Origin of the sequence: Prevotella sp. KH2C16, assembly GCF_900113305.1 — a bacterium.
Lineage (GTDB): Bacteria > Bacteroidota > Bacteroidia > Bacteroidales > Bacteroidaceae > Prevotella.
This window is the reverse complement of sequence record NZ_FOOW01000007.1, coordinates 89,817-112,365: the sequence shown is the minus strand read 5'-3', so window position 1 is coordinate 112,365 and position 22,549 is coordinate 89,817. Positions and strand designations below refer to the sequence as shown.

Genomic DNA, 22,549 nt, shown 5'->3' with positions numbered 1-22,549 from the left:
ATGAAAAACTTATTTGATATCAAAGGCCATGTAGTGGTCATTACCGGCGGTACGGGCGTATTAGGACGCTGCATCGGAAAGTACCTTGCCGGGCAAGGAGCCAAGATTGCGGTCTTGGGGCGCAAGCAGGAAATTGGAGACCAAATCGTAGAAAATATCAAGGCCGACGGCGGAATGGCCGGATTCTATCAAACTGATGTCATGGACAAGGCGATCGTAGAACAGAATTGCCGCGACATCCTTGCCGACTTCGGCAGGATCGACGCCCTCCTCAACGCGGCCGGGGGCAACATGCCAGGAGCTACCATCGGGCCAGACCAGAGCATCTTCGACCTCGACCCGGAGCAATTTCAGAAAGTGCTGAACCTCAATCTCGTCGGCACGGTCATCCCTACGCAGGTATTCCTCAAGCCTATGGTCCAACAGAAAAAGGGGGCCGTCGTCAACTTCTCCAGCATGGCGGCACTCCGCCCGCTAACCCGAGTCTGCGGATACGGGGCAGCCAAGGCCGGCATCAGCAACTTCACCGCCTACATGGCGCACGAGACTGCCCGAAAATTCGGTGAGGGCATCCGCGTGAACGCCATCGCCCCGGGCTTCTTCATAACAGAGCAAAACCGGGCGCTCCTGACAAATCCCGACGGGAGCTATACCGAACGGGGAAAGGATGTGATACGCCAGACACCATTCGGACGCATGGGAGAACCCGAAGAACTTTGCGGCACGATTCACTATCTGATAAGCGATGCCTCCCGGTTTGTTACAGGAACCGTAGCCATTGTCGATGGTGGATTCAACACATTTGCCATGTAAATCCCCCTCGGAAGGGACCAGCTACCCAAAAACCGACAGACAGAAGAAACAATTCCATTCTCAAATTAAAAAGAAAATTAAAAAATCCCCATATTCTTTGTACAATAAAATCATCTTACTATATTTGCTAAATAGATAATGTTTAACTATTTAATAACCGTTTAATATGAACTACAAGATTATCGAAGTCGAGGGCATCGGCGAAGTTTACTCAAAGAAATTAGTGGAAGCTGGCATCAACACCATCGAGGATTTGCTGGAAGCCGGAAAGACTCCGGCAGGGCGCAAGGCCTTGGAAGAGAAGACCGAGATCAGCGGCAAGCTGATTCTTACCTGGACAAACCATGCCGACCTCATGCGCATCGACGGCGTAGGCCCTCAGTTCTCCGAACTGCTCGAAGCAGCAGGGGTTGACACCGTCAAGGAGCTGAAACACCGCGTTGCAGAAAACCTGCAGGCCAAGCTGGAGGAAGTTAACGCCGAAAAGAACCTCGTCAACCGCGTTCCATCCGTCAAGGAGGTGCAGAAGATGATCGACCAGGCCAAGGAACTTCCATCCGTAATGGAATACTAAGCCTCCTCACGCTACAAGATCGCACTTCTTATAATCACAGGAATTAGGAGCAACTGAAGTTAGACAATAACTACCCATAATCGGGATATCGCCTTTCAAGACAAGAAAGCGATATCCTTTTATTGTTCTTTTTTCTTTACATAGCAAAGAAGCCCCAAACCATCACTTGTTCCCTATTATAAACAAAAAGATTTGATAATTAGACACTTAGCATGTAAAATGACACTTTTTTCAGCAAAAAAAGAGCTATAAATTTTCGTTTAAGCAGAAAAACTCGTATATTTGCAAGACCAATCAAGGTTAAAAGTAAAAATTAATAACAAAATAAAGATAATAAGAAAATGACAAAAGCAGAGATCGTCAGCCAGATTTCAGAACAGACTGGCCTTGCAAAAAAGGATGTAGCCCTCACGATAGAGGCATTCATGAAAGTCGTTAAGGACTCCGTAGCCAAGCGGAAGGAAGATGTATCATTAAGAGGGTTCGGCACTTTCATCGTCAAGCACCGTGCTGCAAAGACCGGCCGCGACATGCAGAAGAACATCACCATCCGCGTGGAGGCACACGATATCCCCGGCTTCAAGCCGTCCAAGGAGTTCACTGCCTTGATGAACGACTAATCGATCTGCAAATCCAAAATAACATTATATCAAACATTTAATTTTAAAAAGCTATGCCAAACGGTAAGAAAAAGAAAGGCCACAAGATGGCTACGCATAAGCGTAAGAAGAGATTGCGTAAGAACAGACACAAGAGCAAGTAATCCAAAGCTTAGCTCTGAAGCCTATTCATACAGACTATGGGGCGTGTCTCTTTAATGGGCATGCCCCTAATTTTTGAAAATAAAGATAACAGAAATGACAAGCGAAGTAGTAATTGATGTACAACAAAAGGAAATCTCGATAGCCCTCCTGGAGGATAAGAACCTGGTGGAATATCAGAGTGAGCCGCGCTCGGCCTCCTTTTCGGTTGGCAATGTCTACATAGCCAAAGTAAAAAAGCTCATGCCGGGCTTGAACGCATGCTTTGTAGATGTGGGTTACGAGCGCGACGCCTTTCTCCATTATCTTGATCTGGGAAGTCAATTCCCCTCTTACGAAAAGTATCTCAAACAGGTACAAAGCGACAGAAAGAAACTTTATCCATTCGCAAAGGCATCACGCCTGCCCGACCTGCCTAAGGACGGAAGCGTACAAACGACGCTCAAGGCGGGACAGGAGGTGCTGGTGCAAATCGTTAAAGAACCCATTTCGACCAAGGGACCGCGCCTTACGGGAGAGATTTCGTTTGCCGGAAGATTCCTGGTCCTCATTCCATTTGGCGATAAAGTTTCCGTTTCTTCTAAAATCAAAAGCGGCGAGGAAAGAGCCCGACTCAAGCAACTCATCCAGAGCATCAAGCCCAAGAACTGCGGTGTAATCGTGCGCACCGTGGCAGAAGGGAAGCGCGTGGCTGAGCTGGATGCGGAACTCAAGGTGCTCAACCAGCGATGGGAAGACGCTATCACTAAAGTCCAGAAGACCCAGAAGCGACCCCAGCTCGCATATGAAGAGACCAGCAGGGCCGTTGCCCTGCTGCGCGACCTCTTCAATCCGAGCTATGAAAACATCTACATCAACGAAGAAAGTGTTTTCAATGAGGTCAAAAGCTATGTCTCACTCATTGCCCCGGAAAAGGCAAACATAGTGAAGCTCTATACGGGCAAGGTGCCCATCTTCGACAACTTCAATGTAACGAAGCAGATCAAGTCCAGCTTCGGCAAGACCGTCAACTATCGCCACGGAGCCTATCTGATTATCGAACACACCGAAGCCATGCATGTGGTGGATGTAAACAGCGGCACCCGCACAAAGGCCGGCAACGGCCAGGAGCAGAACGCCCTGGAGACCAACCTCGGTGCGGCTGATGAACTGGCCCGCCAACTGCGACTGCGAGACATGGGAGGAATCATCGTGGTCGACTTCATCGACATGAACCTGGCGGAAGACCGGCAGATGCTCTATGAGCGCATGTGCAAGAACATGCAGAAAGACCGCGCCCGCCACAACATCTTGCCGCTGAGTAAATTCGGGCTGATGCAGATTACGCGTCAGCGCGTCCGCCCCGCCATGGATGTCAGAGTAGAAGAAACATGCCCGTCGTGCAACGGTACTGGCAAGATAAAGTCCAGCATCCTGTTCACTGATTTGTTAGAGGGAAAGATCGACCGACTGGTCAATAAGATTGGCGTCAAGAAATTCTATCTCCATGTACACCCGTATGTAGCCGCCTTCATCAACCAAGGCGTGGTAAGCCTCAAGAACAAGTGGCAGATCAAATACGGGTTCGGAGTACACATCGTCCCGTCTCAGAAACTGGCTTTCCTTCAATATGAGTTCTACGATTCCAAGCGGGAATTCATAGACATGAAGGAAGAAATAGAGACCAATTGACACAAGAGAGGGCGCGGCAAGCGTCCCCCGCAATGACCGACAACGGCTGCCGGCAATGTTACAAGCCGCTTGTAATCGTGTTACACGCCGCTTGTAATCGAATTACAAGCAGCGTGTAATATTACGGGAGACACCTGGCCGTCGCCCTCTCTTTTATAAATCCTATCCTAATATTCAGCTTCTATCTTCACAGGACCCAGCAAACCGGCCTCCAGCAGGGGCTCGTCAGGCTTGTAGAACTCCATCTGAGTCCAGGCCACCGGCCGTGCGCCGGGCTGCACATCGCCCACCAGACGATTGTGCCATACATTGACCACCTTTAGCGTCAACGAGTTATGGCCGGGCTTCACGGCATCCGTAATATCTATCCGGAACGGCGCACGCCACACCACACCTAACCTGCGGTCGTTTACATAGACTTCTGCCAGATCTTTCACATCCTCCAGATTGAGGACGATGCGCTTCGGACCGGTCTTCCGCCTGAAGAGTTTCTTGCCCAGGGCGAAGGTATTGGTATAGGTCGCCGTACCTGAGAAATACTTGATTCCTGCGTCAGAGGATGCCGTGTAAGAGGCCAGGGTGTCTAAAACCATCCCTTCGGGTGCCCCCCGTTGACGCTGGAACTTCACTTTCCAAGGCGTTCCCACCTCGGAAACGACAGTCTTGGAGACCGCAGGAAGGCGGACAGCCGGCACATCCGTATCGTCTACAAAGACGATGAACTGAGCGTCATAGGGGCTAAATTGCAGGTCTACCATCGTGCGGCCATCCTTCATCTCATAGCCGGCAGGTTCCTTTGCGCCGGTGTCGGCATGCCATATCTGGGGCTTCTTGCCCGATATGCGGAAGGAGACCTTCAACTGCTGTGCGTCAGGGGTCTGGTTGGCTATCCAATAAACTTCCCCTTCCGGCAAATGCCGATGCACATAGCGCAGGTTTGCCTTGCTGCCAAGGAAGTCGACATCGGGCGCTATCCCCCTTTTGGCGAGAACCTGCGCAAGGGGCGTTCCCGTAAAGACATTTCCACGACCGGTATTCCATATCTTGTCGACCAGCGACCGGAACTCCGCCGGAGAACCCTCCCTGCCGGCCAACTGACCGGGCTTGTCGCCACAGATGGCAACACCGGCCTTCGCCAGCTCCACTATCTTGCGAAGCACGGGGAGCGACATCCGGGCCACATTCGTCAGGTGAAGCACCCGATATTCCATCCCTGAGGGCGAAAGCAGCCGGCTGCCACTCGGATGCAGCACCTCCTTCAATGCCGAAGGACTCACAAAATCGAAAGCATAACCCAGAGGGCAAGCGGGAAAGCGCGTCATATACTGCCCCGTAATATTGGTGTCTTCACCGTAATAGGTAGCTACATCCGCCACGAATCGCCCTTGCTGCAAGAGGTAGCAACTGCGGGAGAGATAATCAGTCCACGCCCCTGCCTGTTCGGCCCATGTCTCATGCCGGTCGAACCACTGCCCATAGACGCCCAGGCCGATGCCCGGAAACTTGTCGTCCACGGGCTGATGGGGCGATGTATGGATGACGAAACGGTTCAGGCCGCAGGCCATTGCCGCATCGGCCGTAGGCTTCAGCACCGAGGGCGAATAGACAAGGGCACCGTCGCGATAGCCGTTGGTCGTAAACGACTCCGCTGCCGCAATGTTCTGCCCGTAGAGGTGAGCCACCGAGGCCGACTCACGGATGTCCGACTCAAACTGCGGTTCTGACAATTTCTTCTGGTTATAGCGCATCCAGATTGCAGACATCGGTATGTGTGCCGTGCGTTTGCAGTCCATGCCGTCGGTCATGTTGGCACGCCAGGCCTCATGAGACTCCGAATAGCGTTTAAGCCCGTAGTCCTTCAGGATATCGTTCAACATATCATAATGATATTCCGTCATCATCTCGCCGATGGTCATCCGCCAGTCGAAGAGGAAGCGGTCGGTTTCCTCAGCGCTGTTGATGACCAGCCCCAGCAGGGCCGGCATCCACGGTGTCAGATCATAGCCCCGGCGGCGCAGGAACTCCTCCTTCATCCGGCCCGTCCATGTCTGCGGGCCAGCCTCGTAGCTGTCGGTGAGGATATACTGGATGCCCTTCTCCCCGACCATGCCTTGCGAGGCGTCGAGATAGGTGTTCAGGTAATTCTTGTAATAGGCTCGTATGGCCGCCGGATCCAGCTTGTCCACTTCCAATCCGGTGGCCTCGAGGCTTGCGGGATGATTGGTCTTTCCCGTCAGGCCATAGCCTATGCGATAGATGCGCCAGCGGCCCTTGGGAGCCTGCCATGTCAGCACTCCATGCTTCACATAGCGCGTTACATCAACCACATTGCCGACGGAAACGGCATCTTCCGTAGCCGGGGTATAGGCCGAACTGGCATACCGATAGAAGGCAAAGGCTGCCTTGTCGGCAGAAAGCTCCACCCTGTTTACAGGGAAAAGCTGCAACATGGAAATCAGGGAGGAATCGGTGGCAGAATTCTTGATGTTCAGGCGGAAATACCTGGCCGTTGTCGTGGGAATGTTCGCCGTTCTCTCTACGCATCCCTGATAGCCCAAGTCTTTTATCTTCTTGAATTTCAACCCGTCATCACTTGCCGAAAGGGAATAGGATAATGCCTGAATGTTGCCGTTAGAGGCCACACCCGACCACCGCAGCGACTTCACGGTCTGCGGTTCCTTGAACTCCACCTGCACCCACGAGTTTCCGTTCTTGTCAGCAAGGATGACAGCCCCGTCAGATATACTGTCGTTGCAGAGTTGCCCGAGAGTTACCCGGCCCCGGCTGGCAGCTACCGCCGGCCTCAGTTCCTGCATCGGTACATCGTTCTCGGCGACCCTCACGGCCAGCACCGCAATGTCCCGATAGAACTTCCGCGACATGAAAACCTGCGAGATATAGTCGGAAATCATGTGGTAATCCTGAAACTGCCCGGTAACATCAAAGCCCTCGGGAAGCCTCAATCGCAGCTTCCTGCCACCTTGGATGTCGGTTTCCCGCCAGACAATTTTCTTCATTCCGTCCTCGTCTTTTACCCAAGGACCGCCCGTCTCGCTCCATCCCGGACTGCTGGCAACGGTTACTTCCATGTCCAGCGAGTCGGCCACGGTGAGCATATAGTGGAAAGCGTCTTTCCATTCCGGAGTCATATAGGCCAGTCGCTGCTTCACTATCTGCGGCGTTTCGAGGCCCGCGTCGAAGTTGTGAAAGCCCACTATGCCGGAACGCTTCATCCAATGGAGGTCTTTCCAGATGCCGTCCTTGGTGATATTGCCGTTCATCCAGTGCCACCAGACACGCGGACGCGCAGCCTTGTCAGGATTCAAGAAACGCTGATACAAGCCTTCACTCGTCTGTGCGAATAGCGGAAAAGCTCCCGATAGGATGAGGAGCATGCTTATTAAGGTCGTTTTCATTGGTAGATTAATTAAGTTGAGTTTATTGGTTTTATTTACTGTATCACTTTAAATCTTATCCGGAAGCTGTGCTCCTGCTCATCCCAGTTTGTGCCGAGCATTTCAAACCGGCCAATCTGCGAGGTGCTGCGCACATGCTTTCCGATGCAGGGACATACATCATAGTCGCCTATCCTCACCAGGCGCAGCGTCTCTGAGGCGGCGTCGGGAAGCCTGTCCAGTTTCACCTCTGCGGGAAGATGGTCGCGGTCTACGAACTCGAAGCTTACCGGCATGTCTTCCTCTATCAGCTCGTTCATCCTCCGCTCTATCTCGTGCTCTTCCTGCCGGGAGGGCTTATGGTCGAGAATATAGCTGATTTTACTCTTCTTTCGTTCGATATGAGCATTCCTGCTGCGCTCACATCCGAACATTCTTGTCATCAGTTGGTTAAGCAGATGCTCCGCCGTATGCGCCGGAGGAAACTCATCCTTGTGATGCTCGTTCAAGATAAAGTCGTCGTTCATGACAGCTGTATTTTATAGATAATACCTCCATAGGCTGGAATTCTGATATTCAGTGGCTTATCCGCCTTGAGTTCAAGTTCTGCTTCCTCCTTTGTGAGGAGGTTTACCACAGCGGTATTCGTTTCCTTTATCTTCAGGAAATCAAAGGCATGGCGGGGTATTCTGACCTCCGCGCTGACCTCCGAGGCCGAGAAATTCACCACGACGAGCGCCAGTTTGTTGCCCGCTTTGCGGAGAAAGGCATACTGGCGGTCGGCAAGTTGCGGGTTTACATACATCAGGTCGAACATCTCGCCGTCAGTAAACACGCTCTCCGAAACGGCCATCCGCATCACCTTCTGATAGATTTTGCGCAATTCCAACTCATCGCCAGTAAGTTTGCCGGCATTGAAATAGCCCCTTTGAATGGTGTCCAGGGCCCAATAATCAAAGATGCTGGTTCGCCCGTCTATGCCGGAGAAGCCCTCGGCATCCATGCCCCGCTCGCCAAACTCCTGTCCGGCGTAGAGCATATAGGGGTTTCTGCCGAGCAGGCACGCCACGATATGGGCGGGGACGGCTGCCCTCGCATTGCCGCAGAAGAAATCGGAAGCGATGCGTTGCTCATCGTGGTTCTCCAGGAAATAGAGCATATGGCTGCCGATTTCGTCGGTCTGCTGCCATTGCCGGGTGATGGCCGAGGCTGGCCGACGCCCGCAGACCACATCGCGCAGGCAGTCATACATTCCCACTTTGTCATAGAGATAGTCGAATCCGGCCGAGAGATAGGTTGTGTAAAGGCCGGGATTGTAAACCTCGCCAATAAACTTCATGTCAGGATAGAGTTCCTTCACCCTCGCCGTGGCATAGCGCCAGAACTGCGGTGGAACCATCTCTGCCATGTCGCAGCGAAATCCGTCTACTCCCTTCGAAGCCCAGAAAAGCAGGATTTCCGTCATTTTCAACCAGGTGTCCGGTATCGGATCAAAGTGCTCCGAGCGACCTCCCGCATCACAATAGTCAACTCCGTAGTTGAGTTTTACGGTCTCATACCAGTCGTTTTGACCCGGACGGGCATCAAAGCGGTCGTTACCCGTAGCCTTGGCGGGCTGTTCCCGATAGGAAACAGGCTGCCCGGAGACTACTTCCGAGAGATCAAGAGGCTGCCCCCAGCAATAATAAAAGTTATTCGCGGGCGAGAAATGCTTGCTCACATCATCGTCTTCGCCGAGATCGCGCACGCCTTCCGGCCGGCAAACGGAACGATATTCGCGCGCCACATGATTGGGAACGAAGTCCATAATAACAGCAAGCCCGGCGTGGTGAGTGCGCTCTATCAGGGCTTCCCACTCCTCCATGCGGCGGGAAACATCCTCGGCCAGGTCGGGATCAACATCATAATAGTCGGTAACGGCATAGGGTGAGCCCGCCTTTCCCTTCACGATCTCCGCATGCTGGGCGGGTATTCCGAAGGCGGAATAATCCGTTTGGGAGGCATGGCGGATAATGCCGGTATACCACACGGCGGTAGCTCCGAGCCGCTTTATCTGCCCGAGCACGGGCTCGTCGATGTCGGCAAACTTGCCGCTACCGTTCTCTACAATCGTCCCCCACGGTTTGCGCGTGAGGTTACGGTTGCCGAAAAGGCGCGTAAAAACCTGATAGATGATGATTTTTTTCATGGAGGAGCAACAAAGGAGAGGGCCGAAGCCCTCTTTCCGTTTAGTCTATACCATGGGCGGCAACATTCTTGTCGATGCGCCCTATCATGCCCTGCAGTGCCTTGCCGGGGCCGCACTCAGTGAAGTCGTCGGCTCCGTCGGCAATCATATGCTGCACGCTGGCCGTCCAACGCACGCTGCTTGTCAACTGGGCAATGAGGTTTTGCTTGATTTCTGCCGGATTGGTGTGGGGCTTGGCATCCACATTCTGGTATACCGGGCACTTCGGAGTGTTGAAGCTGGTCTTCTCAATGGCTTCCTGAAGTTCTTCCTGAGCCGGCTGCATCAACGGGGAATGGAAAGCTCCGCCCACCTTCAGGGGCAGCGCACGCTTCGCGCCAGCCTCCTTCAGCTTCTCGCAAGCGGCGTTGACAGCCTCTACATCGCCCGAAATAACAAGCTGACCAGGACAGTTATAATTAGCGGGGATGACAACTTTGCCCCCTACACTCACCTCTTTGCATATCTCCTCGACCTTCTCGTCAGACAGGCCGATGATGGCGGCCATCGTCCCGGGGTTAGCCTCGCAGGCCTTCTGCATGGCGTTGGCACGGGCGGCGACGAGCCGCAAACCGTCTTCAAAGCTCAGCGCGCCGCTGGCAACGAGGGCGGAAAACTCGCCCAGCGAATGACCTGCAACCATAGAAGGCTTGAAAGCCTCGCCCATGCAGAGCGCGGAGATAACGCTGTGGAGGAACACCGCCGGCTGCGTAACCTTAGTCTCCTTGAGCTGATCGTCGGTGCCGGCAAACATGATTTCCGTAATCTTGAAGCCGAGAATATCGTCGGCCTTGTCAAATAATTCCTTTGCCAAAGGACTTGTCTCGTAGAGGTCTTTGCCCATGCCTACGAACTGCGAACCCTGTCCAGGGAATACAAATGCTTTCATTTTCTTATCTTTCTTGGTTTTATTATGCAAAGATAAGCAATTTATTTAAAAAAGAAGCATGATTATGGAATTAATCAGCCACTAAAATATAAACGAACAATACATGCCCAAGCCGTTATAGGTCATCTGGGCACGGGAATATTTTTTTAGCGTATAGCGGACGGAAAGTTCCATGAAATGCTTGCCTATTGGCATTTCCAAACCCGCTCCGGCATAGTATCCGAGATCAAAGTCCATGCCTGTTGAGGCTCCTACGCTATAATAATCCAGATTTTCCGGCTTGGAAGAGAAACGCTCATTGACGCTCAAGCCGCACCTGACAACTGGAGAAAGCTTCGCTTCACGCGAGGGATGATAGGCTATGCCAACCTGTTCTTCCAAGTTGGAAAACCTCAAAGATGCATTAGGCACCCGTTCTGTTCCATACTCGTTAACGGCATCATACGCAAAAGACTTAGAGAAACTTGAGAAGTTAAGGAAAGCCTCACCACAAAGTTTATGGCTTGTTCTTGAGAACCAGAACTCCAAGCCTGCGCCCACCACAGGAATCACACTATGCATACGAAAGTCTTCCACATAGTCTGAGCCCAGCGTAAGGCTGGAGAAATCAATCCCTGCCTGCACCTTGAACCTCACTTTTTCGCTGGCTGCTTCTTGCCGGTCATATTCAAATACCACGCATTCTCCTCCATCAACGCAGTATTTCAAATTATAGTCTTTTATTATCTTACTTATCTCCGAACTCTTAAAACGAGAATGATTCAGTTTAGAAACAATCTCAGGAGTCTTGTTGAACACGCCAATTATAGAGGCCATATTCTGCTTAATGACGGCTTTCTTATCATCTTGATTTAAATAATATCTCTCTAATCCTCTAATTTCAGCCACTCTCCCGTTGGCATCCACGATATAATAATAGTCCTTCAATCCTTCTTTATGATGATAGAGACTCACGGTTCCCTTTATCAGATATTCCGCAAAGAATGTCTTTTCTTTTCCCTCCACGGGAAAGGAGCGTGATACATAATACACTCCATTATCACTCAGACGGAATTCCTGTATCTCCCCGGGAAGATAATCTTTGTATTGTTCACTGCCAGAAGCCTTAAAAGAGCATATCCCAGCATTTCGGATATCCGATCGATAATCCACGATTCCCCTTATGGTGTCGCCTTCATTGGTAATGATATAGCCATCCTTAGGATTCACTTGGGCGATGACATGCATGCTCATGAGTACTGACAGACACAGCAGGATACCTCTAAAACTCATCATATTGTTCAACATTGATTAGATTTTAATCCATTGCAAAGATACGAAAAAAAATCCCGATTACCACCTCGGCAACCGGGATTTAATATAGATTTGCTTTACAGCGCGAAAATATATTCTCACTTAATGCTGATTACTCAGCTGCAGGAGCCTCATCTTCGGCTACGGGCTCTTCTGCCACGGAAGCCTCCACAGGAGCTTCTGCGGGAGCAGCCTCTACTGCCGGGGCAGCCACGGGAGCATCCTCCGCAACCACCTTTACAGGTATCTTGACCTCTACATCCTTGTAGAAGTGAACGACAGCCTCGTAGTCTCCTATGCGCTTAGCGTCGTGCATGGTGATGATCTTGCGGTCTACCTCGATGCCCTTCTTGGCAAGTTCCTCGGCTACGGTCGCAGTATTCACCGAGCCGTAGAGCTGACCGGTAGCGCCAACCTTGGCTGCAATCTCGAGAGCCACATCCTTCAATGCCTCGGCCTTCTTCTCTGCCTCGGCCTTGGCAGCCGCAATCTTGGCAGCCTGCTGCTTCAGGTTCTCCGCGAGCACCTTCCTTGCAGACGGCGAAGCGATGACAGCCTTGCCCGTCGGGATGAGGTAGTTACGGCCATAGCCGCTCTTCACACTCACGATTTCGTTCTTATATCCAAGTCCGATAATATCTTCCTTCAGTATAATTTCCATTCTGTCTCCTCCTCTTTATTACTTCAACATGTCAGCTACATAAGGAAGCAGTGCTATCTGACGGGCACGCTTTACAGCCTGTGCCACGCGGCGCTGGTACTTCAAAGATGTCCCGGTGATGCGGCGCGGAAGGATTTTGCCCTGCTCGTTCAGGAATTTCTTCAGGAACTCAGGATCCTTATAGTCGATATACTTGATGCCGCTCTTCTTGAACCGGCAATACTTTTTCTTCTTCGTATCAATCGAAGGAGCTGTCAAATAACGGATTTCTGATTTGTTCTGCTCTGCCATAATTTATGCCTCCAGTTTTTTAGCCCACTTGGCACGACGCTTCTCAGCATAAGCTGCAGCATACTTGTCAAGTTTAACAGTCATGTAACGGATTACCTTCTCGTCGCGGCGGAAGCCTGTCTCAAGAGTTTCTACGATAGTAGGCTCGCCCTTGTACTCGAACAGGCAATAGAAGCCCGATGTCTTCTTTTCGATGGCATAAGCCAGCTTCTTCAGTCCCCAGGCCTCTTCGTTCAGGATTTCTGCACCGTTGTCGGTGAGCAGTTTCTTGAATTTAGCGACCGTTTCCTTCATCTGTTCATCAGACAAAACGGGAGTCAAAATGAAAACGGTTTCGTATTGATTCATTCTAATTAATAATTAATTGTTTAAAACTACTTTTTGCAAAATGCGGTGCAAAAGTACTGTTTTTTTTTGGAATGACCAAACTTTTTCGTACTTTTGTTGCCGATATGAAAGCTTTATTACAAAAAACCGGCGCATTCCTGACCCGGAACAGCAAGATAATCGGCCAGGCAGCCCTTGTTCTGGGCGTGATTTCGTTCATTGGTTCCCTCTTCATATCTACTCCAAACGCCAAGGACAACCTGCTCCTCATCGGGCTGGCCAGCATCCTTGCAGGCGTAATATTTATTTACAAGGCCATGAAGGGGCAAGGCGGATATTAGCCTCCGGCGCCCTCCCCCGCCCCGGTTCACGACTCCGACCCACAAGGCTGACAGCCATCAGCGAGGCTGACAGCCGCAAGATTTTATGCCGACGGCCGCCAGCCCAAATGTTACAGGCAGCGTGTAATCGTGTTACAAGCCGTGTGTAATCATATTACAAGCCGTGTGTAATCATGTTACAAGCGGCTTGTAATCCGGCGAAAGGCTACAGGCGGTTCCACGAAACACGGCCTCCCCCTTCTCCCAAAACGGCTACTATCGCCGTTCGGGGACATAGCTTTTTATGAAATAAAAAGTTAAAAACAGGGCTATCCCCTGTTTTTTATCCAGATTTCCATGGTTTATTCGTTTTTTTATCGTAACTTTGCTGTGGATGGAAATTATGAATTTATAAACAACTAAAATATATCCATTATGCTAAAACATTTACGCTTTTTAACCATGATGCTGTGCCTCGCAGCGTTTCATGGCGTGTGGGCGGCGGACAAAACCGTTACCATCGACCTTACGGCTCAAGGATGGGCGAATGCTCAGGATGTAACATCCGTACAGGATGCATCAGGTGCCGTTACCGTAACTTTTGACAAGGGAAGCGGTGTAAATGCTCCCAAGTACTATACAACGGGAACAGCCGTGCGCATCTACGGCGGCAGCAGCATCGTCATTTCATTAGCCGAAGGCTCTACGGAGAAAATCTCGCAGATTGTCTATACCTTCTCCGGAGCAAGCAATGCACCTACAAATACAGCTACCGTGAACATTGGAAACATTACTCCCGGTGCTATTACAACTTGGAGCGGGTCGGCTTCCTCCGTATCCATTTCAAGACCTTCGGGCAGTGGACATTGGAGACTCCAGAAGGTGGAGGTTACCTTCGGAACTGAAGATGCAACCCATGTAGACGCACCCAGCATTTCGGGCAACGAAGACTTTGTGGGCAGCCAGCAAATCACCATTACGGGCCCGGCGAACTCCACCATCTATTACGGCATTGATCTGGCAGCAGACGACCTGAGCGAGACTCCCGGCGAGTATACCGGCAAGGGCGAAGATGGCACAGGCGTTGCACAACTGACGCTCGACGCCACACATACCGTTGTTGCCTTCGCCAAAGTTGGCGAGAACAAGAGTGCTGTGGTATCAAAGACATTCACGCTCCAGCAACCAACAGACAAAACCATTGCCGACTTGCACGGCATGACAGAAGACCAGGCATTCATTAATTTGAAGCTGACCAACGCCAAAGTGGTATATGTAGACGGAAAGAATGTCTATGTAAGAGAGGGCGACAAGGCCGTTCTGTTCTATAACACCAACCTCGAGTTGCCGCTCAACAGCACCCTGAACGGTAGCGTGATTTGCGACTACGACAATTATTATGGAGTCATAGAAGTGAAAGACAACGACGCTACCAATCTGGATTTGCTCACCGTAACTCCAGCTACCTCAACCACGCTTGATCCCAACCTCGCAACATTTGCCGAACTGATGGCTTTAAACAAGGTGGCAGACTTGGTGCGCCTCAACGATGTTAGCATCACGGTAGAGGGTGAAGGAACAAGCGCTAAGTATTATGCCAATTCTGGTGCCGACAAGATTCAGCTCTATGGCAACAACGATGCCATCAAGAATCTGGCCGGCGATGGCCACACCTATAATCTGATTGCGGGCTTCAACAATATTTACAAGGGCACACCGGAGCTCAAGCCGTTCTGCGTGGCCATACCCGTAACGGTGGGCGCAACGGGCTATTCCACTTTGTATTACGGCAATCTGGCCCTTACGGTGCCTGAAGGAGCTACCGCTTCTACCTATAAAGTTGTGAGCGGGAAGCTCGAGAACAGCAGGTCTTTCGAAGCAGGCAAGAACCTCTCCGCAGGCATGGCAGTCGTCATCAACGCCAATCCGGGCAACTACGACTTCCTGAGCACTACCAACAAGGGATACTCTGACACTGACAACATGCTGCTGGGCACTGACACAGAGACACAACTGGAGGCTGACGCCGGCAGCTATTTCTACTGGCTTGCCACCAACAAGGCGGGCGATATAGCGTCTGTAGGCTTCTACTGGGGCAATGCAGACGGCTCCGCCTTCACCAATGGGGCACATAAGGCATACCTGAAGGCGCCTAAGGAGGCTACCTCTGGAGCCAAGACCTTCCTCTTCTCGGGTGAGACAACGGGCATCAACACAATCGGCGCAACGGAGAAAACTGCCAACGAGGCCGTCTATAACCTCGCAGGTCAGCGCGTAGACGACAACTATAAAGGCGTGGTAATCGTGAACGGCAAGAAAGTTATCAAGAAATAAACATAATCAACATTTATGATGAAAGAATATATCAAACCAACGATTAAAACCTTGGACTCCGAAACGGAGACATTAATGCTGGATATCTCCAACAGTCAAGGCGGCGGCCAGTTAGGCAAGGAGAACTTCACCGACGAGCCGGAAGAAGAAAACAACGCCTGGAAAGACTGATATCCCGGCTACACACTAAAACCTCGGCAGAATCTCTTGCCGGGGCATGAAATGAAAATCGGCTGCCCCGATAACGGGACAGCCGATTACTTTTTGCGGCCGTAGCCGGCCTCTCAGGCCTCTTCCGGCACGATGAGCTTATATCCCTTGCCGTGGATATTGATGATTTCTATCTGCTCGTCGTCCTTCAAATGCTTGCGCAGCTTGGTGATATACACATCCATGGAGCGGGCGTTGAAATAGTTGTCGTCCACCCAGATGGTGCGCAGGGCGAAGTTGCGCTCCAGAATCTCGTTGGCATGAGAGCAGAGCAAGGCCAGCAGCTCGTTCTCCTTGGTCGTCAACTTAGTCTGCTTCTCGCCGATGGTCAGCAACTGCTTCTGCGTGTCGAAGACGAAGCGACCTATGTGGTAGACCGTAGACTCCTTGTTCTTTTTGCCGTGAACACGACGCAGGATAGCCTCGATACGCAATACAAGCTCCTCCATGGAGAAAGGCTTCGTGATGTAGTCGTCGGCTCCTATCTTGAACCCTTCCAGTATATCATCCTTCAGAGTCTTGGCGGTGAGGAAGATGACAGGCATGTCTGCATTGGCCTGGCGAATCTCCTGGGCGAGAGTAAAGCCGTCCTTCTTGGGCATCATGACATCAAGCACGCAGATGTCGAACTTGTTTTTCAGGAACTCCTTGTATCCGGCTTCGCCGTCAGGGCAGAGTGTTGCCTGATAGCCTTTAGCCTGCAAGTACTCACGAAGCAGCATTCCGAGGTTCTCATCATCCTCGCAAAGCAAGATTTTCAAAGTTTCATCCATAATTTCTATTTTTAATTGGTTTGTAGTTTCTTAATCTATGATTCTCTTATCACCGGCAACTTGATGGTGAACTTGGTGCCTTTGCCGTATTCGCTCTCCACTTTTATCTCGCCGCCATGCACGCTCACAATCCTCCTCACATAGGCCAATCCCAGTCCGAAACCTTTCACATCGTGCACATTGCCGGTATGAACGCGATAGAATTTCTCGAACACCTTCTTCAGGTTCTCTTTCTTAATGCCGATGCCCGTGTCGCGAATCGACAGGTAGAGATGCTCTGTGTCATTCCATGTCTTCAGATAGATGTTGAGCGGCTTGTCGGGCTTGCCATACTTCACGGCATTGTCAAGCAGATTGAAGATGGCATTCTGGAAGTGCATCTCATCCACATAGATTGCGGAGTCGACGGCTTCTATGTCGGTATATATCTTCCCGCCGGTATGCTCCACGCGGAGGGTGAAGGAGTTTGCGATGTTCTCCACCATCTCGTTCAGGTCGAGTTCTTTCTTCTTGAAGACGGCTTTCTTGCGGTCGAACATCGACATCTGGAGCACCTTCTCCACAAGGAATCTCAGGCGTTTGGTCTCGTCGTTGATGACTCCCGATAGATGAGACATCATCTGCTCGCTCTTCGTTACGCTCTTGTCGTTCATCATCTGGGCTGCCAGCGATATGCTGGCTATCGGGGTCTTGAGCTCATGGGTCATGTTGTTCACGAAGTCGTTCTTCATTTCCGTGTATCGTTTCGACCGGAAGATGATGACGATGGTGAAGATAAAGGTGATGAGCAGGATGAGCGTGAACACGACACTTGGTATCATGAAGCGCACCGAAGAGTAGATATAGCGGCTCATTTCGGGGAAGTGGACACGCACCACGCCCATCTTGGAAGCCGGGTCGTTGCGGAAGAGAAGCTGGCTATAGGTGTACTCCTCGCCCTCGCCCGTGTAGTCGGGACAGCGGTACACCTCTCTCCCGTCCTGCGTGCTCACCGTGAAATGATAGGGAATGTTGATGCCGTTGTTCATCAATTCCGCCTTCAAATCCTGATCGAGCATCTTGAAGTTGATGCGCTCCCGCAGTTCTTTGTCCGATGCGGAATAGAGAATATTCAGCACCACCTCGTCGAGAAGGGCCTTCTGATAGACATAACGGTTCTTCACGATCTCGCCCAACGACTTCGAAGCCTCCGAAATAGAGCCCTTGTCGTCTTTCAGGATCATCGCCTTCGGCTTTGAGGAAGGGCTCGCGGAGATGGTCTTCAACTCGAAGGAAGAGTACACGGTGCCGTCCTTTCCCATCGTGGAATATTGGTGCGAGGTTTGCAGGGAGCCTCCGGGAATACCGCCCCCCACGCCCGTGGAGTCCGTGCTATGCGCCCTGCGCTCGGTCTCGCTCACATCTTTCTCAAGATACTGGAGGGTCTCGTTGAGCTCCAGGTTCCGCGAGGCCTGATAAAGCGAACGGTTGACACTCTCGTCAAACTGCTCCTTTTTCATGTCCACCATCTCCTGGATATACTTGAGCTGAAGGAAAAGCAACATCATAAAGGATACCCCCATGATGGCAGCTATTGTCCATATCGTTCTCTTCTTCATATTCGCAAAGTTAAAGAAAATCTTAAATGTCAAAGCCAATAATGTTAAATATTTGCCTTGAATTCAACTTCTTTAACTATTTCTGGTATTATAGTTGCAAATAAGACATTATCTCTTCGGAATGCAATGCTTCCAATCCATACCCCTGTCCATCCTCTACGATACAAAATCGGGCAGCCAGTTTCTCCTTTAGATTTAAATTCTTATCTTTGCAAAAAAAGGAAACTATGAGAATATTCATCATCTTATGTCTGATGTTCTGCCTCTCCACATCGCCGGCGGAGGCGCGTGTTCCACGAAAGAAAGCCATCCCCGCCTATCAGTGGCGCGGACTGATGATTGATGTCTCGCGACATTTCTTCCCTGTGGAGTTCCTGAAAAAGCAGGTAGACCTCTGTTCGCGCTATCACATCAACAGGCTTCACCTGCACCTTACGGACAACGGCGGGTGGCGTCTGGAAATCCATCAATACCCCGAACTGACGCAGACTGGGGCATGGAGAAGCGAGGAAGACTGGGGCAAATGGTGGCTCGACGGCCCACGAGACTATACCCGCAGGGATGCCCCCGGGGCCTACGGGGGCTACTATACGCAAGAGGAAATGCGCCAGTTGGTGAAGTATGCCGCCCATAAAGGCATTGAAATCATCCCGGAGATAGAGATGCCCGGACACTCCGACGAGGTGCTCGCCGCCTATCCCAAGCTGGGATGCGTCGACGAAAGCACGGGGAAAGTCAACCTCTCAAGCGATCTCTGCCCTTCCAATCCGGCAACCTTCACCTTCCTGACGAATGTCCTGAAAGAGGTGATGAGCATCTTCCCCTCTCAGTATATACACATCGGGGGCGACGAGGCAGAGATGAACGCATGGAAGAATTGCCGGAGTTGTCAGGCCTACATGCGCGCGCATCATATAAAAGAGGTATCTGGCCTTCAGACGATGCTTATCGACCGCATCGACTCCTTCCTCTCTGCCAACGGCCGATCACTCATTGGCTGGGACGAGCTCTGCACGCTCTCCCCCGCCCCGAAGGTCATCAAAGGCAACCCGAAAACCACCATGGTGTGGCGCGACAGCAAGTATGCCCGCCTCGCCATCCGGCAAGGCTTTGATGTCATCATGGCTCCTACCCGCTATTGCTACATCAACGACTCGCAGGAAGTGCCCGAGCTGCGCGTGTCGGAACATACCAACTACCTGCCGCTGAAGCAGGTGTACAGCTTCCGACCCACACAGGGACTCACGGCGAAAGAGGCCTCCCATGTCCTCGGACTTGAGGCGGCCATGTGGACGGAGCACATCAAGACGCCCCGGGACGCGGAGTATGCCATCTATCCTCGCCTCCTGGCCATTGCCAGGATAGGGATGGACAGCAAGCCGAAGCCCTATAAAGAGTTTCGCGAATACGCCCTGAAGGAAGTGGACAGACTGAGGGCTGAAGGAGTAAACGCCTTCGATCTCTCCAGGGAGAAGGGCGACCGCCCCGAAAGCCTGCTGCCCGTCAGCCACCTTGCCAAGGCAGCCAAGGTAACCTACAACCGTCCTTACAGTCCCGACTACGAGGCACAAGGCACCGCCACACTGACCGACGGACTGCGGGGAGGATGGTCCCATACCGACCGCAGATGGCAAGGCTTCATCGGCGGCGACGGCTATTGCATGGACATCACCCTCGACCTGGGAGAAGAGCGGTCGTTTGAGAGCGTAAGGATGGACTTCATCCAGAATGCCGCCCCCTGGATATTCCTCCCGGAAGAGCTGGTAATCTCCGTGTCCGACGATGGCAGCCACTTCAGTCAGATTCACCGTTCGCATCAGGAAAAGATAACGAAGCGCTATCTCGACTTCGTCAGCCTCGGCTATCAAGGCCGCCCGCAGAAGGCACGCTACATACGCATACAAGCCAAGAGCCAAGGCGAAGGAGCCTGGGTGTTTACCGACGAGGCCATCGTGAGATAGCCATCCCCTCATCCTCCGGGCGCATTCGGCAGGGCGCGCGTCTGCATATCGGCGGATGCGCGCTCTGTTTTTCTACCCCCTCAGGTCGCAGAAAGAAAAATCTCCGAAAAGCAATCACTGCTTCCCGGAGAGATAAAAGTACTTTGGTTATTTGAAAATAATAGTATTATTCGTCCTCGTTAGCCTGTTCAGCCTCATGGTCTGCAATCAGCTTAGACTGGATTTCGTTGGGCACAAGTTCGTAAGAAGAGAACTTCGTGGTAAAGCTTGCACGGCCTCCGGTAAGTGAACTCAGCGAGATTGAGTAGTTGGCGAGTTCCTTCAAGGGGATTTTGGCCTGCAGCTTCTGGTATCCAGCCTCGCTGTCCATGCCCATGATGAGTGCACGGCGTCCCTGCAGGTCGCTCATCACATCGCCCATGTAGTCAGACGGAACAAAGACTTCCAGGTCGTAGATGGGCTCCAGAATCTTAGGGCCGGCGTTCTTGAACGCATCGGAGAACGCATGGCGGGCAGCCAGCGTGAACGAAAGCTCGTTGGAATCCACAGGGTGCATCTTGCCATCGTAGACCACCACGCGCACATCCCGGGCATAGGAGCCCGTCAGCGGACCGCGCTCCATGCAGTCCATGACACCTTTCAGGATGGCCGGCATAAAGCGGAGGTCAATGGCCCCGCCGACAACAGAGTTGAGGAAGACGAGCTTTCCGCCCCATGCGAGGTCCACTTCCTCCTTGCTCTTGATGTTCATCTTGAACTCCTGACCATTGAATGTGTAGCTCACCGGGTCCGGCATGCCCTCGGCGTAAGGCTCCACGATGAGGTGAACCTCACCGAACTGGCCTGCTCCGCCCGACTGCTTCTTGTGGCGGTATTCAGCTTTAGCCTTCTTCGTAATGGTCTCACGATAGGGAATCTTCGGCTCATCGAACTGCACGGCAATCTTCTCGTTGTTCTCCATGCGCCATTTCAGGGTGCGCAGATGGAACTCTCCCTGTCCATGGACGATGGTCTGTCGGAGCTCCTTAGACTGCTCGATCACCCATGTGGGATCTTCCTGGCGCATCTTCAGGAGGGCTGCCATCATCTTTTCCGTATCGGCTGCGTTGACCGCCTTGACGGCGCGGGAATACTTGCTGTTGGGGTATTTGATAAAGTCGAAGCGCTGCTCCACCTCCTTGGCATTGAGCGTATTGCCGGTCTTCACATCCTTCAGCTTCACCGTGCAGCCTATGTCGCCGGCATTGAGCTGGTCTACCGGAATGCGGTTGGCTCCCGCGCTGGCATAGATCTGCCCCATGCGCTCCTTGCTGCCACGGTCGGCATTGGCCAGGTCATCCCCCGGCTTCACCGTCCCGCTCATCACTTTGAAGTAAGAGACCTCACCGATGTGGGGTTCCATACCTGTCTTGAAGAAATACAGACTCTCGGGTCCGTTGCTGTCGGGGGCAACCTCCTCGCCGCGTGTGTTGTGCACTTTCGGCATCTCGCTGACGAAGGGCACCACATTGCCGAGGAACTCCATAAGGCGCTGGACACCCATATCCTTCTGCCCGCAGACGCAGAATACGGGGAAGATGCTGCGCGTAATCAGACCCTTGCGGATGCCCTCGCGCATCTCATCCTCGGTCAGCGTCTCGCTCTCGAAGAACTTCTCCATCAGCGCCTCGTCGTTCTCGGCAGCGGCCTCCACGAGCGCCTTATGGAGCTCCATGGCCCTGTCCATCTCCTCGGCGGGAATGTCCTCCCGCTTCGGGGCACCGCCCTCGGCAGTCCAGGAGAGCTTCTTCATAATGAGCACATCGATGATTTCATGGAAATCAGGACCCGTCTGCACGGGATACTGTATCTGCACACACTTCGGCCCGTAGATTTCCCGCATGGTATTCATGAGGTTGTCGAAGTCGCACTTGTCCGAATCCAACTGGTTGACAAGGAAGATGACGGGCTTCTTCAGCTTTTCCGTATAGCGGAAACAGTTCTGCGTGCCCACCTCGGGGCCGTACTGGCCGTTGATGACGATGACTGCCTGGTCGGTAACATTCATGGAAGTGATGGCACCGCCGACGAAATCGTCAGCTCCCGGACAATCTATAATATTGAGCTTCTTGCTGTTCCACTCCACATGGAATACGGTCGGGAAGACCGAATAGCCATACTCAAGTTCCACTGGGAAGTAGTCGCTCACTGTGTTCTTTGCTGCTACGCTACCGCGGCGTTTGATGATGCCGGCTTCATACAACATACTTTCGGCAAGAGTGGTCTTGCCGCTACCCGCACTGCCAAGCAAGGCAATGTTCTTGATCTCGTTTGTCTGATATACTCTCATATCAAAAGATTTAAGTTATTAGTATTATATCTATAATCACGACAAAGGGACTCTCCGGCCTTGGCTTGCAAGTCCCCGTAAAAAGCAGGAAGATGGTTTTAAGGTTTTGAGGCGCACGACTT

Annotated in this window: 17 protein-coding genes and 1 pseudogene; 8 read left to right on the top strand and 10 right to left on the bottom strand. The window is 52.0% G+C overall.

Annotated elements, in window-relative coordinates; all coding sequences use genetic code 11:
* From BM114_RS06840 to BM114_RS06825, 4 genes are all read left to right on the top strand, one after another.
* Positions 1–813, top strand: coding sequence for an SDR family oxidoreductase (locus BM114_RS06840; protein WP_092111753.1), 813 nt, complete (start codon positions 1–3; stop codon positions 811–813).
* 166 nt (positions 814–979) lie between these two features.
* Positions 980–1,387 (top strand): DUF4332 domain-containing protein, encoded by a 408-nt coding sequence (locus BM114_RS06835; protein ID WP_092111751.1) that lies wholly within the window; start codon positions 980–982, stop codon positions 1,385–1,387.
* Between the two features lie 341 nt (positions 1,388–1,728).
* Positions 1,729–2,007, top strand: coding sequence for an HU family DNA-binding protein (locus tag BM114_RS06830; protein WP_092111749.1), 279 nt, complete (start codon positions 1,729–1,731; stop codon positions 2,005–2,007).
* Positions 2,008–2,244: 237 nt separating this feature from the next.
* Positions 2,245–3,819 (top strand): Rne/Rng family ribonuclease, encoded by a 1,575-nt coding sequence (locus BM114_RS06825; protein WP_092111747.1) that lies wholly within the window; start codon positions 2,245–2,247, stop codon positions 3,817–3,819.
* Between the two features lie 167 nt (positions 3,820–3,986).
* On the opposite strand, the gene BM114_RS06820 is transcribed toward BM114_RS06825, so the two are convergent.
* From BM114_RS06820 to rpsF, 7 genes and pseudogenes are all read right to left on the bottom strand, one after another.
* Positions 3,987–7,235 (bottom strand): glycosyl hydrolase, encoded by a 3,249-nt coding sequence (locus tag BM114_RS06820; RefSeq protein ID WP_092111745.1) that lies wholly within the window; start codon positions 7,233–7,235, stop codon positions 3,987–3,989.
* Between the two features lie 35 nt (positions 7,236–7,270).
* A pseudogene (locus tag BM114_RS06810) lies at positions 7,271–9,402 on the bottom strand (alpha-amylase family glycosyl hydrolase).
* Between the two features lie 40 nt (positions 9,403–9,442).
* Positions 9,443–10,330 (bottom strand): ACP S-malonyltransferase, encoded by an 888-nt coding sequence (gene fabD, locus BM114_RS06805; protein ID WP_092111739.1) that lies wholly within the window; start codon positions 10,328–10,330, stop codon positions 9,443–9,445.
* A gap of 81 nt (positions 10,331–10,411) precedes the next feature.
* A complete protein-coding gene (locus tag BM114_RS06800; protein ID WP_143089273.1) occupies positions 10,412–11,605 on the bottom strand; it encodes a hypothetical protein in 1,194 nt (397 codons plus the stop codon).
* Between the two features lie 130 nt (positions 11,606–11,735).
* The gene (gene rplI / locus BM114_RS06795) at positions 11,736–12,284 is read right to left on the bottom strand and encodes a 50S ribosomal protein L9 (RefSeq protein WP_092111735.1); all 549 of its coding nucleotides are present in this window, start codon (positions 12,282–12,284) and stop codon (positions 11,736–11,738) included.
* Between the two features lie 18 nt (positions 12,285–12,302).
* Positions 12,303–12,575 (bottom strand): 30S ribosomal protein S18, encoded by a 273-nt coding sequence (rpsR, locus tag BM114_RS06790; protein ID WP_092111733.1) that lies wholly within the window; start codon positions 12,573–12,575, stop codon positions 12,303–12,305.
* A gap of 3 nt (positions 12,576–12,578) precedes the next feature.
* Complete coding sequence (gene rpsF, locus BM114_RS06785; protein WP_092111731.1) at positions 12,579–12,923, bottom strand: 30S ribosomal protein S6; 345 nt, start codon at positions 12,921–12,923, stop codon at positions 12,579–12,581.
* Between the two features lie 104 nt (positions 12,924–13,027).
* On the opposite strand from rpsF, the gene BM114_RS06780 reads away from it, so the two are divergent.
* The 3 genes from BM114_RS06780 to BM114_RS14345 all read left to right on the top strand — a co-directional run bounded on the left by BM114_RS06780 (position 13,028) and on the right by BM114_RS14345 (position 15,727).
* Positions 13,028–13,243: a hypothetical protein gene (locus tag BM114_RS06780; protein ID WP_143089272.1), complete on the top strand. Its 216-nt coding sequence runs from the start codon at positions 13,028–13,030 to the stop codon at positions 13,241–13,243.
* 414 nt (positions 13,244–13,657) lie between these two features.
* The gene (locus BM114_RS06775) at positions 13,658–15,556 is read left to right on the top strand and encodes a hypothetical protein (protein WP_143089271.1); all 1,899 of its coding nucleotides are present in this window, start codon (positions 13,658–13,660) and stop codon (positions 15,554–15,556) included.
* A 15-nt stretch (positions 15,557–15,571) separates the two neighbouring features.
* Positions 15,572–15,727, top strand: a complete 156-nt coding sequence (locus BM114_RS14345; protein ID WP_177207066.1) for a hypothetical protein — start codon at positions 15,572–15,574, stop codon at positions 15,725–15,727.
* Between the two features lie 113 nt (positions 15,728–15,840).
* On the opposite strand, the gene BM114_RS06770 is transcribed toward BM114_RS14345, so the two are convergent.
* Both BM114_RS06770 and BM114_RS06765 read right to left on the bottom strand, forming a co-directional pair.
* The gene (locus BM114_RS06770; RefSeq protein ID WP_092111725.1) at positions 15,841–16,539 is read right to left on the bottom strand and encodes a response regulator transcription factor RprY; all 699 of its coding nucleotides are present in this window, start codon (positions 16,537–16,539) and stop codon (positions 15,841–15,843) included.
* Between the two features lie 35 nt (positions 16,540–16,574).
* Positions 16,575–18,137, bottom strand: coding sequence for a sensor histidine kinase (locus BM114_RS06765; protein WP_092111723.1), 1,563 nt, complete (start codon positions 18,135–18,137; stop codon positions 16,575–16,577).
* Between the two features lie 227 nt (positions 18,138–18,364).
* Here BM114_RS06765 and BM114_RS06760 point away from each other — a divergent pair, with 227 nt between their 5' ends.
* Positions 18,365–20,098 carry a glycoside hydrolase family 20 protein gene (locus BM114_RS06760; RefSeq protein WP_092111721.1) on the top strand — a complete coding sequence of 578 codons (1,734 nt, stop codon included), beginning with the start codon at positions 18,365–18,367 and terminating at the stop codon, positions 20,096–20,098.
* A 166-nt stretch (positions 20,099–20,264) separates the two neighbouring features.
* Here the strand turns inward: BM114_RS06760 and BM114_RS06755 are convergent, their stop codons facing one another.
* Positions 20,265–22,427: an elongation factor G gene (locus BM114_RS06755; RefSeq protein WP_092111719.1), complete on the bottom strand. Its 2,163-nt coding sequence runs from the start codon at positions 22,425–22,427 to the stop codon at positions 20,265–20,267.
* Positions 22,428–22,549: the final 122 nt, after the last annotated feature.